Below are 14,033 nucleotides of genomic sequence, written 5' to 3' on the forward strand. Positions count from 1 at the left end.
CAGTGGTCCGCCGGGCTGCCCCGGTGGACGCTGTGCCTATCGCCTCCGCCGCGCTTTTGGTTGCGGTCGGCCCGGGTAAAGGATTGGCAATGCGTCGCATCATATGGGTGGGGCAAACCGGGCAATCCCCCTGCCGCGCCGACCCGTTGGCACGGCCGACCCACGGAGATCACCGCCTGACGCCGGGGCCGCGCCCACGGCACGCCGTCTCCCGGCCGAGCCCGCCCGGCCGTCAGCCTTCGTACTCCGTCACTGACCCGTCCGGGTGAGTCCGTCGGGCGCTCAGCCCGCGTCGGCGGCGCCGGGGACGAGTGTGATACGGACCTCGTCCGTGTGGACGCCGGAGGCGTCGGAGCTCCGCCAGCCCTCACCGGACGCCGACACGTCCCACACCCGGCCCCCGTGGGCCACCCGCTCCACGCCGAGCTCCGCGGCGTTCGCGAGCGCCCAGTGCGCCAGCTCCCAGCCGCGCCGCGAACCCTCCGGCACCTGCAGCACGACCTGCCCGGCCGGGGCGCTGCGGCCACCGCCGGTGTCCGCCGGGACCGCCACGTCGGGGCCGAACTCCTTCAGGAGCCTGCTCCGCATCGCGCCCGCGTCCCCCGCCTTCGTCGCGGCGATGCCCGTGCAGTACAGGGCCGCCGCGCGCTTCCCGGTCAGCGCCTCCGTGAGCCGCCCGGCCCGCGGCTCGTGCTTGGCGTACGCGTCCGGGTAGGCGCTGCGCTGCACCCGCTGCGCGGCCACCGTGAGCGGCAGCTCGGTGTAGCCGGGCACCTCGACCAGGTGGTCGTAGAACTTCCCGGCCGCGTAGACCGGGTCCATGATCTGCTCCGCGTCGCCCCAGCCCTGCGAGGGCCGCTGCTGGAAGAGGCCCACCGAATCCCGGTCGCCGTAGTCGATGTTGCGCAGCCCGGACTCCTGCATGGCCGTGGCCAGCCCTATCGTCACCGCCCGCTCGGGCAGCCCGCGGGCCGTGGCCACCGCGGAGATCGTCGCCGCGTTGCGCGCCATCTCCGGGTCCAGCTCGAAGGACTCCTCGCCCTCCGCGCCGCGTACGACGCAGCGGGGCGCGCCCCCGCCCGTCGACACGTACTGCACGATCGCGTACCCCGCCAAGGCGAGCAGCACCAGAGCGGCGGCGGCCGTCCGCGGCCACCGCCTGCCCTCACGTCGTCGAACCCCTCCGGCCTCGCCCATGGGCGTCAGCCTAACGGGCGTATCCGCGCCGCTCCCGGGCAGCGGTAGGGTCGGGCCATGGCCGTATCGAAGCTGGACCTGCACCAGGACGCGGCGCGGCTGACCGCGCAACTCGTCGACTTCCCCTCCGTGAGCGGGGACGAGAAGGCGCTCGCCGACGCGATCGAGCAGGCCCTGTCCGGCCTCGGCCACCTCACGGTCGACCGCCACGGCAACAACGTCGTGGCGCGCACGCACCTCGGCCGTCCCGAACGCGTCGTGCTGGCCGGGCACATCGACACCGTGCCCGTCGCGGACAACCTGCCCTCCCGCAGGGACGAGGACGGCTTCCTGTGGGGCTGCGGCACCTCCGACATGAAGTCCGGCGTGGCCGTCCAGCTCAGGATCGCCGCGACCGTGCCCGAACCCAACCGGGACCTCACCTTCGTCTTCTACGACAACGAGGAGGTCGCCGCCCACCTCAACGGCCTCGGACACGTCGCCGAGGCCCATCCCGGCTGGCTCGCGGGGGACTTCGCCGTCCTCCTCGAACCGTCCGGCGGCCAGGTCGAGGGCGGCTGCCAGGGCACGCTGCGGGTGAAGCTGCGCACCGCCGGCACCCGGGCGCACTCGGCCCGCGGCTGGCTCGGCGACAACGCGATCCACCGCGCCGCCCCGATCCTCGCCCGGCTCGCCGCCTACGAGCCGCGGCGTGTGGAGATCGACGGACTGGAGTACCGCGAGGGGCTCAACGCCGTCGCCGTCGAGGGCGGGGTCGCGGGCAACGTGATCCCCGACGCGTGCACCGTCACCGTCAACTACCGCTACGCGCCCGACCTCACGGAGGACGAGGCCCTCGCCCACGTCCGCGAGGTGTTCGCGGGCTGCGACATCGCCGAACTCCTCGTCGACGACCACTCCGGCGGCGCCCTCCCCGGGCTCTCCCACCCCGCCGCCGCGGCCTTCGTCGCGGCCGTGGGCGGCGCCCCGCGCCCCAAGTTCGGCTGGACGGACGTCTCGCGCTTCAGCGCACTGGGCGTCCCGGCCGTCAACTACGGCCCGGGCGAGCCCAATCTGGCCCACAAGGTCGACGAACGGGTCGAGGAGGCCCTGATCCTGCGCTGCGAGGAGCGGCTGCGCGCCTGGCTCGCCTGAGCGCCCGCGCGTGGGGACCCGTATGCCCGGTATTCCGGCGCACGTCATCTGCGCCTGCCTACTCTGACGTTTCCGAGCACACCCGGAGGGAGCACGACATGACTGAAGCGGCGGAGGAGCGCGGCCCGCAGCCCGGCGAACAGGGGCAGCGACGGTTGAACGGGCGCCCCGAAGCCCGCGAGCAGCACCTCGGCGCCGTGGTGCGCCGGCGTGGGCAGACGCTCACCGGGACGACGGACCAGCGGCTCCTGGAATCGGCCGGGCCCACCGACTTCATCCACCGCGACTCCTGGCGGGTCCTGCGGATCCAGTCGGAGTTCGTGGAGGGCTTCGGCGCGTTGGCCGAGATCGGTCCCGGCATCAGCGTCTTCGGCTCCGCCCGCACGCACGAGGGCTCGCCCGAGTACGCCGCCGGTCATGCCATCGGCCGGGCCCTGGCCCAGGCCGGCTACGCGGTGATCACCGGCGGCGGCCCGGGTGCGATGGAGGCGGCCAACCGCGGCGCCTCCGAGGCGGGCGGCACCTCCGTCGGCCTCGGCATCGAGCTGCCCTTCGAGCAGGGCCTCAACCCGTACGTGGACCTCGGTGTCAACTTCCGGTACTTCTTCGTCCGCAAGACCTGCTTCGTCAAGTACTCCCAGGGCTTCGTCGTCCTGCCCGGCGGCATGGGCACGCTGGACGAGCTGTTCGAGGCCCTCACCCTCGTGCAGACGCGCAAGGTGACGCGCTTCCCGATCGTGCTGTACGGCTCGGCCTACTGGGAGGGCCTGCTCGGCTGGCTGCGTGAGCGCGTCGTCGGCGAGGGCAAGGTCTCGGCCGGTGACCTCGACCTGATCCACCTGACGGACGACGTCGAGGAAGTCGTCACCCTCGTCACCCAGTAGCCACGGGGGAGCCGGCCGCGCCGGGGCGGGCCGTCGGGCCCGGGGACGTCACGCCAGGCCGCGGCGGGCCACGGCGGGCTGACGGTGTCCGGCGATGGCGGCCACCATGTCCAGCACCTGCCGCGTCTCCGCCACCTCGTGCACGCGGTACACCCGGGCGCCGAGCCACGCTGAGACCGCCGTCGTGGCCAGCGTGCCGAGGAGCCGCTCCTTCACCGGCCGGTCCAGCGTCTCGCCCACGAAGTCCTTGTTGGACAGCGACACCAGGACCGGCCAGCCCGTCGCCGTCATCTCGTCCAGCCGCCGGGTGGCCTCCAGCGAGTGCCGGGTGTTCTTCCCGAAGTCGTGGCCCGGGTCGATGAGGACGCCCTCCCGGGGGACGCCGAGCGAGACGGCCCGCTCGGCGAGGCCCACCGTGGTGCGGAGGATGTCGGCCATCACGTCCCCGTAGGCGACCCGGTGCGGCCGGGTCCGCGGCCGGGCCCCGCCCGCGTGCGTGCACACCAGCCCCGCGCCGTGGCGGGCGGCGACCTCGGCCAGAGCCGGGTCCACGCCGCCCCAGGCGTCGTTCAGGAGGTCGGCCCCCGCCTCGCACACGGCCTCGCCCACCTCGTGGCGCCAGGTGTCCACGCTGATCACCACGTCCGGATACCGCCTGCGGACCTCGGCGACGAAGGAGGCCGTGCGCCGGATCTCCTCCTCGACCCCGACCTCCTCGCCCGGCCCGGCCTTGACCCCGCCGATGTCCACGATGGCGGCACCCTCGGCCACGGCCTGTTCCACGCGGGCCAGGGCCGGTTCGTCGCGGAAGGTGGCCCCCTGGTCGTAGAACGAGTCGGGCGTCCGGTTGACGATCGCCATGATCACCGGTTCGTGCTCCCCGAACTCCCGCCGTCCCAGCCGCAGCATCCGGCCTCCCCTTTCCGAACTCTCCCGACCAGCGGGGCTTCCCCGATCACCGACGTCCACCCAGACCCTAGGCCACGGCGGCGCGGCCCGACGCCGCCTCCGGCCGACCGCTGGGGGCAGGTCACGCGGGGAAGCGCCCGGCCGGGACCTCCCGGCCGGGACCTCCCGGCCGGGCCCGGGCTGTCACACCGGCATGGCACGATCGGTCCCGAAGGCTTTCCGACGGTCCGGGAGATCGCGTGTTCTGGTTTCTGCTGCTCGCCATGCTCGTGGTCGTCGGTTCGGTCACCCTCGCCGTCGTCGGCGGCGCGGACGGCACGGGGCACACGGTCCGCGGCGGGCTCACGGACCCGGCCCCGGACCGGCCGCCCGTGCTGCTGCCCCACGACCGCCCGCTGGCCCGGGCGGACGTGACGGGGCTGCGGCTGCCACTCGCGGTGCGCGGTTATCGCATGGCCGAGGTGGACGACGTCCTGGACCGCCTCGGGGCCGAGCTGGCCGAGCGGGACGCGCGGATCGCCGAGCTGGAGTCCGCGCTGGCCGGCTCCCACGCCACCGCGCTCAGCGGCCCGGAGCTGTTCGGCGGCCCCGGCGGCCCCGGCGGGCCGGACGGGCTCGGCGGGCCGGATGCGGAATCGGAGGCGGGCCTCGGCCGGGAGGCGGGGGCCCCGGGCGACGAGAGGGACGAGGGGGAGGGCCGATGACGGACGCGATCGCCGGGCCGGACGGCCGGCCGCGCTGCCCGTGGGGCGCGAGGCCGGAGGACTACACGGCCTACCACGACGAGGAGTGGGGCCGCCCGGTGCGCGGGGACGACGCCCTGTTCGAGCGGCTGTGTCTGGAGGCCTTCCAGTCAGGGCTTTCCTGGCTGACGATCCTGCGCCGCCGGGAGGGCTTCCGCAAGGCCTTCGCCGGGTTCCGGATCGCCGAGGTGGCCCGGTTCACCGAGGCCGACCGGGAGCGGCTGCTCGCCGACGCCGGCATCATCCGCAACCGCGCCAAGATCGACGCCACGCTGGCCAACGCCCGGGTGCTGGCCGGCTGGGCGCCCGGTGAGCTGGACACGCTCCTGTGGTCCTTCGCCCCCGCGCCCCGCCCCGCCCCGGCCACGCTCGCCGACGTCCCGGCCAGCACGTCGGAGTCCACGGCGCTGGCCAGGGAGCTCAAGCGGCGCGGCCTGCGCTTCGTCGGCCCGACGACGGCGTACGCGGCCATGCAGGCCTGCGGCCTCGTCGACGACCACCTTCGGGACTGCGCCTTCCGCCGGGAGGGCTGAGGCAGCCCGACGGGGCGGCTCGGGCGGGGCCGCCAGCCGGCGTTCGGGCGGGGCCGTCACCCGGCTCGCCCGGACGGGGAGATCAGCGGCCCGTGAAGCGCGGCCGCTCCTTGTTCACGAACGCGTCGACGGCGATGCGGTGGTCCGCGGAGCCCCCGGCCCGGAGCTGGAGCTCCGCCTCCTTGTCGAGGGTGTCGGCCAGCGAGTGCGCCGCCCCGAAGGCCATGGCCTCCTTCATCGCCGCGTAGGCGAGGGTGGGGCCGTCCGCCAGCCGGCGGGCGACGGACGTGGCCTCGGCGGCGAGCTCGTCCGCCGGGACGACGCGGTGGGCGAGACCCAGCTCCAGCGCCTCGTCGGCCTTCACGGTCCGGGGGAAGAGGAGCAGCTCGGTCGCGCGGCCGGGGCCCACGAGTCGGGGCAGCGTCCAGGCCATGCCCGAGTCGGTGGAGAGCGCGACCCCGGCGAAGGAGGTGTTGAAGGCCGCGGTGTCGGCGAGCATCCGGTAGTCGCCGGCGAAGGCGAATCCGGCTCCGGCGCCCGCGGCCACGCCGTTGACGGCCACGACCACCGGCTTCGGCATGGACGCGATCGCCAGGGTGATCGGGTTGTAGTGCTCCTCGACGGTGGTGAGCGCCTCGCCGCCGTGCTCGTCGAGCGCGCTCACGTGCTCCTTGAGGTCCTGGCCCACGCAGAAGGCCCGGCCCTCGCCGGTGAGCAGGACCGCCCGTACGCCGGCGTCGTCCGCGGCCTGGCGCAGGGCGTCCCGCAGGGCGTTCTTCAGTTCGGTATCGAGGGCGTTCATCGCGTCGGGGCGGTTCAGGGTGATCGTCGCGAGACCCTCGGACATGTCATAGAGCACGGTGTCGGCCATGCGCACAGCATGGCGGAGATCATCCGGCTCCGATATACGGACTCGGGTGTGACCTGCGTCAAACCGGCCACCGGGGTCATGCACGCGGGATTGCGGAGTGATGGCCACATTGGGGGGTTTTGCGCTGCGGCGATGCCGAGGAGTTGTTCACCGATGTTGGTCATCGGGTCCTGAGATGCGGGATAATGGCTGGGAAGCAATGTGTTCGATGCCGGTGACACGTGCCTATGCCGGGCCGTCGGCTGACGATGAGCTGGTTTCAGGAAGGGGAACGAGCATGGCGGCCATGAAGCCGCGGACGGGCGATGGCCCGCTCGAGGTGACCAAGGAGGGGCGGGGCATCATCATGCGCGTTCCGCTCGAGGGCGGTGGGCGACTCGTCGTCGAACTGACCCCGGACGAAGCGGTCGCTCTCGGCGAGGAACTGAAGAAGGTCTGCGACTGACCTCGGCTCCGGCACCGCTTGATCTTCCGCCGCCCCCTGCCGCGCCGCCGCGTGGCAGGGGGCGGCGGCCTTCGTGTGGCCTTCGCCTGGGGCCCGGCCGTCGCGGGTGCGGCGGCTCAGCGGCGCACGGCGCACAGGAGGCCGTCGCCCACCGGAAGCAGCGAGGGCAGCAGGGCACCGCTGTCCCGCACGTCGCGGAGCAGCTCCCGCACGGCCAGCACCTCCCGCGGCTGAGCGCCGGAGTCGACGGTGCGGCCGTCGGCGAAGACGCCCTCGAAGCAGATCAGCCCGCCGTGCCGCAGTAGCCGCAACGATTCGTCCAGATACCGGGGGTACTCGGTGCGGTCGCCGTCGCAGAAGACGAGGTCGTAGCCGCCGTCCGCCAGCCGGGGCAGGACGTCCAGGGCCCGCCCGGGGATGAAGCGCGCCCGGTTCCCCGCGAAGCCCGCCGCGCGGAACGCCTCGCGCGCGAACTGCTGTCGCTCCGGCTCGATGTCGACCGTCGTCAGCACGCCGTCGGGCCGCATGCCGTGCAGCAGGTGGATGCCGGAGACGCCGGTTCCGGTACCGATCTCCGCGACCGCCTTGGCGTCGGTCGCGGCCGCCAGCAGCCGCAGCGCCGCGCCCGTACCGTCGGATACCGGCCGCAGCCCGGCGTCCTCGGCCCGGTCCCGGGCCCAGGACAGCGCGACGTGCACCGTGCTGTCGGCGGGCTCACCGCCATACGCATCGGCGAACGCCCAGCTCATCAGCCGGTTGCCGGTAATTGCCGTCTCCTGTCCCCGTGAATCACCCAACGGCGACTGTATCCGTTGCTCCGGGAACCCGCTGATGGGACCACTCGTTGAGGGGGATGACAGGGAGCGCCGGCGCGATGGGCCGGGCGACGATGTTTATCCGGAGCTAACGGGCGAGGTGGCTATGGTAGGGGCTCCACTGGACACCACCAGAGCCACAAGGGGAGGTGCGGCTCATCGCGGTGACCGCGGGGTGCTGCGGTACTTCCGACGGTCCGCCGCCGAGCCACCATCCGTGACCGACACCGCTGACCACCGCCAGGCTCCCGACTCCGCACCGGCCGCGGCGCCCGCCGCCCGGGCCACGTTCGCCACCGACGCGGACAGCCAGGCATGGGCTCCCCCTTCCTGGGAGGAGATCGTCAGCACCCACAGTGCACGGGTGTACCGCCTCGCCTACCGCCTCACCGGCAACCAGCACGACGCGGAGGACCTGACGCAGGAGGTCTTCGTCCGCGTCTTCCGCTCGCTGTCGACGTACACCCCGGGCACCTTCGAGGGCTGGCTGCACCGCATCACGACCAACCTGTTCCTGGACATGGTGCGGCGCAAGCAGCGCATCCGCTTCGACGCCCTGGCGGACGACGCCGCCGAGCGCCTCCCCAGCCGGGAGCCCTCACCCCAGCAGCACTTCAACGACACCCACTTCGACGCGGACGTGCAGCACGCGCTCGACACGCTGGCACCCGAGTTCCGCGCCGCCGTCGTCCTGTGCGACATCGAGGGGCTGTCCTACGAGGAGATCGCCGCGACGCTCGGTGTGAAGCTCGGCACCGTACGCAGCCGCATCCACCGGGGCCGCTCCCACCTGCGCAAGGCCCTGAACCACCGCTCGCCCACGCGGCGTGGCGCCCGCCGCGTGGCCGCGGTCCCCGTCGGGGCGGAGGGGGGCGCCGGATGAGCGAAACCCCCGGGCCCACGCGGGCCGAACAGCACCTCGGGGACAGCTTGGCGGCGCTCGTCGACGGCGAGCTGGGGCACGACGCCCGGGAGCGGGTCCTCGCGCACCTGGCCACGTGCCACGGCTGCAAGTCCGAGGCCGACGCCCAGCGGCAGCTGAAGAGCGTGTTCGCGGAGACGGCTCCGCCGCCGCCCTCCGCCGGGCTGCTGGCCCGTCTCCAGGGGCTGCCCGTCAGCGTGGAGAGCGAAGCCGACGACGACCCCCCGCCCCCCGGCGGGGCGCGGGGGGCCTCCCCCTCCCTCTCCCTCCTGCCCGGAGGGAGCAACGCCGCCTCGCTGCTCGACCCGCGGGGCGGCTTCCCCGTGCACCGGCCCGTCCAGCCCGCTCGGGGCTCGGCCGGCCGTGGGCGTCGCCGGTTCGCGTTCGCCGCCGCGGGGGCCTTCTCGCTGGCAGCTGTGGCCCTGAGCGGCGTCTTCGCCTCGTCCGGGCCCTCCGGCGGGCCCACCGCCTCGTCCAATGGCACCGGAACGGCGCCGCCGCGGCCGACGTCCGCCGTGGAGCGCCCGGCGGAACGCCGCAACGAGGAGGCGGGCCAGGCCGTCACGCCCATCCGGCAGGGCTTCCGGGGCCTGGCGGCCTCCAGCGAGCCCTCCGCCGCGGCGGCGGCACCGCGGCCCGCGCCCACCGTGCGCAGCAGCGGCCTGCCCGCCCGCTCCCCGGAGCCGGAGTCGCCGTGGGTGCACGCGCCCGGCGTCCCCTACGTCGCCATGCCGCCGCCGTCGTTGCGCGCACCGCACCTGGAGCGTCCCGTGCCCGTGCCCGTACCCGGTACGGCGCCCCTGGCGGTCTCCGGGCGTTGACGGCGGTCCCCGGCCGGGCACGCTCGCGTGGGCGCGCCCGGCCGGGGGCGTCTGATCTTGTAGGATTTCCGGCCCGTCGGGGTCGAGCGTCGGTGTGACGACGTAGGGTGACCGCCGGAGTCGGTCCCGCCGGGCGGGACGAGGTGAGTGGGGATCAGATGGACGAGGCGAGGGAATCCCGGGCGACGCCGCAGTGGTGGAGCCGCCCGATCCCGGTGCCCGCTCCGCAGGCCCGCCGCGCGGAGGGGGCCGGGCGGCAGGGCGGCCGGGGTACGGCCAAGGAGGCCGCACCGGTGCCGCGGCACGGTGAGGACCCGTACTCCACCCCGCCCTACGGCGATCCCGGCCCGTGGTCCCCCGCCCCGCTCGTCCAGCACCCGGGCGCCACACCCTCCGGCGGCACCCCGCTCCCGCCGCCGCACCCCACCGCGCCCTCGACGGCCACCCCGCCCGCCGGCACGGCCGTGGGCACCGCCCCGGCGGGCGCCACCCCCGCCGCGGGCACTGCCGTGCACGGCACCCCCGCGGCCGGGACCCCCACCGCCCGGACCGTCACGGGCGGCACTCCGGCCGCCGGAACCCCGGTGCCGTCGGCACCGGGGGCTCCCGCCCCGACCGACGCCTACGCCGAGACCGGCGGGCACGCCCCCGGTCCGGCCACCGGGTCGGCCGCACCCGTACCCGGTTCGGCCGCACCGGCCACCGGCGCCGCTCCGCAGGTCGGCTGGCGCGGCTACGACCCGTGGTCGCAGCCCTCCTCGGGCGGCCCCGCACAGCCCGAGCGGCCGGAGCCCGGGGGCCGGCGACGCGGCCGGCTTCTCGCCGCCGTCCTCGCCTGTGTGCTGGTCGCCGCGGTGGCGGGCGGCTTCGCGGGCGCGTACCTGGAGCGCAACGGGGACTTCGGCTCGGTGACGCTGCCGCAGTCCGCCCCGGGCGGCCCCGAGCGTCCGGCGGACAGCGTCGCGGGGATCGCCGCGGCCACGCTGCCCGGGGTGGTGACCATCCACGTCCGCGGCGGCGGGGCCCAGGGCACCGGCACCGGCTTCGTCCTCGACGACCGCGGGCACATCCTCACCAACCACCACGTGGTCAGCCCCGCGGGGGAGGACGGCCGGATACAGGTGACGTTCAGCAGCGGTCACACGGCCAGGGCCCGGCTCGTCGGCGGGGACGGCGGCTACGACCTGGCCGTGGTGAAGGTCGACGGCGTCCAGAACCTCAGGCCGCTGCCGCTCGGCAACTCCGACTCGGTGCAGGTGGGTGACCCGGTCGTGGCGATCGGCGCCCCGTTCGACCTGGCCGGGACGGTCACGTCGGGCATCATCAGCGCCAAGGAGCGGCCCATCACGGCCGGCGGCGAGGACGCGAGCGACATCAGCTACGTCGACGCCCTCCAGACCGACGCGCCCATCAACCCGGGCAACTCCGGTGGCCCGCTCGTGGACGTCGAGGGCCGGGTCATCGGCGTCAACAGCGCCATCCGCTCCGCCGAGGGCGCGGTAGGGGAGAGCCAGGGCGGCTCGATCGGCCTCGGTTTCGCCATACCGATCAACCAGGCGAAGCGAGTCGCCGAGGAGCTGATCAACACCGGCCACGCCACGCACCCGGTGATCGGGGTGCGGGTGGACATGTCCTACAGCGGTGACGGCGCCCTGGTCGGGGTGACCGAGGAGGGCCGCCCGGCGGTCGTCGAGGACGGCCCGGCCGACCGGGCGGGCATCCAGGAGGGCGACGTCATCACCGCCGTCGACGGTGACGTCGTCCGCACCGGCGAGGAGCTGATCGTGAAGATCCGCAGCCACCGCCCGGGCGACGCGTTGGAGCTGACGGTCCGACGGGACGGCGAGGAGGACACCGTCGTCGTGACCCTGGACACGGCCCGCGGTGACTGAGGCCCGTCCGGCGGCACGGGCGGGACGCGGCCGTGAGCCGGGGAGCGGCCGCGGCGGCGCACGGCACGGGCGGCGGGCGGCGGGCAACCCCTCAACGTGACGTGTCGGCGTCGACCGACTCCCGTCGCGTACCCCCGGGCGGGTACCGTGACCGAGGGACCGGAAGCCCGGACCGTCGCAGCCTTGGAGGAGTGGCACAGTGTTCATGGACATAGGGGCCCTCGAGTTCGCGGTGCTGTTCATCCTCGCGGTGCTGATCTTCGGCCCGGACAAGCTGCCCAGGCTCATCCAGGACGCAGCCGGTTTCATCCGCAAGGTCCGGCAGTTCTCCGACAGCGCCAGAGACGACATCCGCAAGGAACTGGGCCCCGAGTACCAGGACTTCGAGTTCCAGGACCTGCATCCCAAGCGCTTCGCCCAGAAGCACCTGATGAGTGACGACGACGCCTTGGGCCTGAAGGAGCTGCGCGAGAGCCTGGACGTGCGGGAGGACCTGCGTGCCCTGGACGTCCGCAAGGAACTCACCGAGACGACGGACCTGATCAACGGCCGCGGCACGCCGGGCCCGGTCCGGCCGACGGACGCGGGGGGCGCCGCCCCGGCGGCCGGAGCGGCGGGTTCCGAGTCCGTCTCCACCGTCCCTGACCTGCTGCGGAAGAAGGACGTGGGCTCCGGAGGGACGCCGACGCCCTTCGACGCGGACGCCACGTGAATGCCGTACACGTCGGATTCATCACCTGATCAACTGATCCCCTGATCGGACACGGCGCGTCCCGGTCGTTATCCTCCCTGTGTCCGGGGCAGTAAGCCCGGGTGTCACCGGCGAGGAGGCTTCGCGCAGATGGAGAGCACCAGACGGGCGGTCCAGTCATCCGTGTTCGCCCCGGCTCGGGCCGCGCACCGCAGCGTGGACGGATACCTGATGGCCGCGTTCCCCTGGTACGGGCTGGACGAGGCGTTCACCGGCCCGCGCTGGCTGATGCAGGTCGGAGCGGCGGCCGACGGCACCGTCGAGCACGGGTCCACCGGCCACGGCGACGAGCCGTCGCTGCGGGTGGAGACCAGCCCGGACGAGCAGCGGTTCGCCGTCGTCGTCACCGTGGCGAGCCGTCCGCTGCGGCGCAGCGCTGACGGTACGGGGATGCTGGAGGCCACCTCCGTGTCCTCGGCCGCCTGGCTGGCCGGTTCGGGGCTGCTGTCGTGCACCTGGCCCACGCACATGGAGCGGGCGCTGCGGCAGGACTGGCTGGACCAGCAGACCGCCATCGCCTGGGACCTGGCCGACCACCTCGGCGGCGAGGGCTGGGCCACGCTCAGCCTCCCGGTCGACGGCGTGCCCACGCCGTTCCACTACCGGGACTCCGAGTACGGCTGGGTGCTGGCCGGAACCGCGGGCAACGACGTCCACATCGGCGCCTACGGCCGCGGCATGAGCGCCTACGGCCTCGGCTTCAGCGTGATCCAGGACATCACCGGCTACCGGGCCGCCTCCGACGGCTCCTGAGCGCCGCGCGCGGCAACGCACAGGGCGGGCCCGACAGCCGGACCCGCCCCTGTGTGTCGGTGCGTGCGCGCCGCTCCGCGCGCCCGGCGCGGAGCGGCGCGTCTCAGAACTTGTTGCGCGGCGTGATGCCCAGCGACATCCCGGCCAGGCCCCGCTGCCGGCCGCCCAGCTTGCCCGCCACGGAGCGGATCGCCGCCCCGGCGGGGGAGTCCGGGTCGCTCAGCACCACGGGCCTGCCCTCGTCCCCGCCCTCGCGCAGCCGCACGTCGATGGGGATGGAGCCGAGCACCGGCACCGTCGTGCCCGTCGTCCGCGACAGGCCCTCGGCGACCCGCTCGCCGCCGCCGGTGCCGAAGACGTCCACCATCTCGTCGCAGTGCGGGCAGGGCAGCCCGGACATGTTCTCCACCACGCCGACGATCTTCTGGTGCGTCTGGACCGCGATCGACCCCGCCCGCTCGGCCACCTCGGCGGCGGCCTGCTGCGGGGTGGTGACGACGAGGATCTCCGCGTTCGGGACGAGCTGCGCGACCGAGATGGCGATGTCGCCGGTGCCCGGGGGCAGGTCCAGGAGCAGCACGTCCAGGTCGCCCCAGTAGACGTCGGCGAGGAACTGCTGCAGCGCGCGGTGCAGCATCGGTCCGCGCCAGACGACGGGGGCGTTGCCCGGGGTGAACATGCCGATCGAGATGACCTTCACGCCATGCGCCGAGGGCGGCATGATCATGTCCTCGACCTGGGTGGGACGTCCCTCGGCGCCCAGCATGCGTGGCACCGAGTGGCCGTAGATGTCCGCGTCCACGACGCCGACCTTCAGCCCGTCCGCGGCCATGGCGGCGGCGAGGTTCACCGTCACCGAGGACTTGCCGACGCCGCCCTTGCCGGAGGCCACGCAGTACACGCGGGTCAGCGAGTTCGGCTGGGCGAACGGCACCTCGCGCTCCGCCTTTCCGCCGCGTAGGTTCTCCGCCAGCTCGCGGCGCTGCTCGTCGCTCATCACGTCCAGCTCGACCTGGACGTCCGTGACGCCCGCGACGCCGCGCACCGCGTCGGTCACCCGCGCGATGATCGTCTCGCGCATCGGACAGCCTGAGACGGTGAGATAGACGGCGACGGCCACCGAGCCGTCAGCGGCGATGTCGACGGACTTGACCATGCCCAGGTCGGTGATCGGACGGTTGATCTCCGGGTCGTTCACCGTGGCGAGGGCGGCGCGCACCGCCTCGTCGGTGGGAGCCGCTCCGTACGTGTCGGTAGCCATACGCCCGATGGTACGGCGCCCTCCGCCGGACCGTCACCGCCAGGTGGCGCCGATGCGGGTAGTGTGCGGTTCCCCACGCCGACGTCACCGGAGGAAGAGCCG

The 14,033-nt window shown here is 74.2% G+C and carries 15 protein-coding genes; 10 read left to right on the forward strand and 5 right to left on the reverse strand.

All coding sequences use genetic code 11. The annotated features are described in order from the left end of the window. Positions 1-282 precede the first annotated feature (282 nt). Positions 283-1,197 carry a heavy metal transporter gene (locus O7609_RS17880; RefSeq protein WP_269735987.1) on the reverse strand — a complete coding sequence of 305 codons (915 nt, stop codon included), beginning with the start codon at positions 1,195-1,197 and terminating at the stop codon, positions 283-285. Positions 1,198-1,254: 57 nt separating this feature from the next. On the opposite strand from O7609_RS17880, the gene dapE reads away from it, so the two are divergent. Both dapE and O7609_RS17890 read left to right on the forward strand, forming a co-directional pair. After that, a complete protein-coding gene (dapE, locus tag O7609_RS17885; protein ID WP_269735986.1) occupies positions 1,255-2,331 on the forward strand; it encodes a succinyl-diaminopimelate desuccinylase in 1,077 nt (358 codons plus the stop codon). 98 nt (positions 2,332-2,429) lie between these two features. Then, complete coding sequence (locus O7609_RS17890) at positions 2,430-3,215, forward strand: TIGR00730 family Rossman fold protein (RefSeq protein ID WP_269735985.1); 786 nt, start codon at positions 2,430-2,432, stop codon at positions 3,213-3,215. 48 nt (positions 3,216-3,263) lie between these two features. Here the strand turns inward: O7609_RS17890 and folP are convergent, their stop codons facing one another. Continuing rightward, the gene (gene folP, locus O7609_RS17895) at positions 3,264-4,124 is read right to left on the reverse strand and encodes a dihydropteroate synthase (protein WP_269735984.1); all 861 of its coding nucleotides are present in this window, start codon (positions 4,122-4,124) and stop codon (positions 3,264-3,266) included. A gap of 239 nt (positions 4,125-4,363) precedes the next feature. Between folP and O7609_RS17900 the strand changes: the two genes are divergently transcribed. Then, positions 4,364-4,828: a DivIVA domain-containing protein gene (locus O7609_RS17900; RefSeq protein ID WP_269735983.1), complete on the forward strand. Its 465-nt coding sequence runs from the start codon at positions 4,364-4,366 to the stop codon at positions 4,826-4,828. Then, complete coding sequence (locus O7609_RS17905) at positions 4,825-5,400, forward strand: DNA-3-methyladenine glycosylase I (RefSeq protein ID WP_269735982.1); 576 nt, start codon at positions 4,825-4,827, stop codon at positions 5,398-5,400. The genes O7609_RS17900 and O7609_RS17905 overlap by 4 nt, the downstream gene beginning before the upstream one ends. Before the next feature lie 82 nt (positions 5,401-5,482). Here O7609_RS17905 and O7609_RS17910 read toward each other — a convergent pair whose 3' ends face one another. Then, positions 5,483-6,271 (reverse strand): enoyl-CoA hydratase-related protein, encoded by a 789-nt coding sequence (locus tag O7609_RS17910; protein WP_269735981.1) that lies wholly within the window; start codon positions 6,269-6,271, stop codon positions 5,483-5,485. Between the two features lie 277 nt (positions 6,272-6,548). Between O7609_RS17910 and O7609_RS17915 the strand changes: the two genes are divergently transcribed. Then, positions 6,549-6,716, forward strand: coding sequence for a DUF3117 domain-containing protein (locus O7609_RS17915; RefSeq protein WP_191210935.1), 168 nt, complete (start codon positions 6,549-6,551; stop codon positions 6,714-6,716). A 116-nt stretch (positions 6,717-6,832) separates the two neighbouring features. On the opposite strand, the gene O7609_RS17920 is transcribed toward O7609_RS17915, so the two are convergent. Continuing rightward, on the reverse strand, positions 6,833-7,465 hold the full coding sequence (locus tag O7609_RS17920; RefSeq protein WP_443072154.1) for an O-methyltransferase: 633 nt from the start codon (positions 7,463-7,465) through the stop codon (positions 6,833-6,835). A gap of 172 nt (positions 7,466-7,637) precedes the next feature. On the opposite strand from O7609_RS17920, the gene sigE reads away from it, so the two are divergent. The 5 genes from sigE to O7609_RS17945 all read left to right on the forward strand — a co-directional run bounded on the left by sigE (position 7,638) and on the right by O7609_RS17945 (position 12,670). Beyond that, positions 7,638-8,414 (forward strand): RNA polymerase sigma factor SigE, encoded by a 777-nt coding sequence (sigE, locus tag O7609_RS17925; RefSeq protein ID WP_269735979.1) that lies wholly within the window; start codon positions 7,638-7,640, stop codon positions 8,412-8,414. Beyond that, positions 8,411-9,274, forward strand: coding sequence for an anti-sigma factor family protein (locus O7609_RS17930; protein WP_269735978.1), 864 nt, complete (start codon positions 8,411-8,413; stop codon positions 9,272-9,274). The genes sigE and O7609_RS17930 overlap by 4 nt, the downstream gene beginning before the upstream one ends. Before the next feature lie 158 nt (positions 9,275-9,432). Continuing rightward, positions 9,433-11,166 (forward strand): S1C family serine protease, encoded by a 1,734-nt coding sequence (locus O7609_RS17935; protein ID WP_269743887.1) that lies wholly within the window; start codon positions 9,433-9,435, stop codon positions 11,164-11,166. 199 nt (positions 11,167-11,365) lie between these two features. Continuing rightward, the gene (locus tag O7609_RS17940; RefSeq protein WP_269735976.1) at positions 11,366-11,878 is read left to right on the forward strand and encodes a sec-independent translocase; all 513 of its coding nucleotides are present in this window, start codon (positions 11,366-11,368) and stop codon (positions 11,876-11,878) included. 129 nt (positions 11,879-12,007) lie between these two features. Continuing rightward, on the forward strand, positions 12,008-12,670 hold the full coding sequence (locus O7609_RS17945) for a hypothetical protein (protein WP_269735975.1): 663 nt from the start codon (positions 12,008-12,010) through the stop codon (positions 12,668-12,670). Positions 12,671-12,773: 103 nt separating this feature from the next. On the opposite strand, the gene O7609_RS17950 is transcribed toward O7609_RS17945, so the two are convergent. Next, the gene (locus O7609_RS17950; protein WP_269735974.1) at positions 12,774-13,931 is read right to left on the reverse strand and encodes an Mrp/NBP35 family ATP-binding protein; all 1,158 of its coding nucleotides are present in this window, start codon (positions 13,929-13,931) and stop codon (positions 12,774-12,776) included. Between the last annotated feature and the right edge of the window lie 102 nt (positions 13,932-14,033).

Source organism: Streptomyces sp. WMMC1477 (genome assembly GCF_027460245.1).
Taxonomy (GTDB): Bacteria; Actinomycetota; Actinomycetes; order Streptomycetales; family Streptomycetaceae; genus Streptomyces.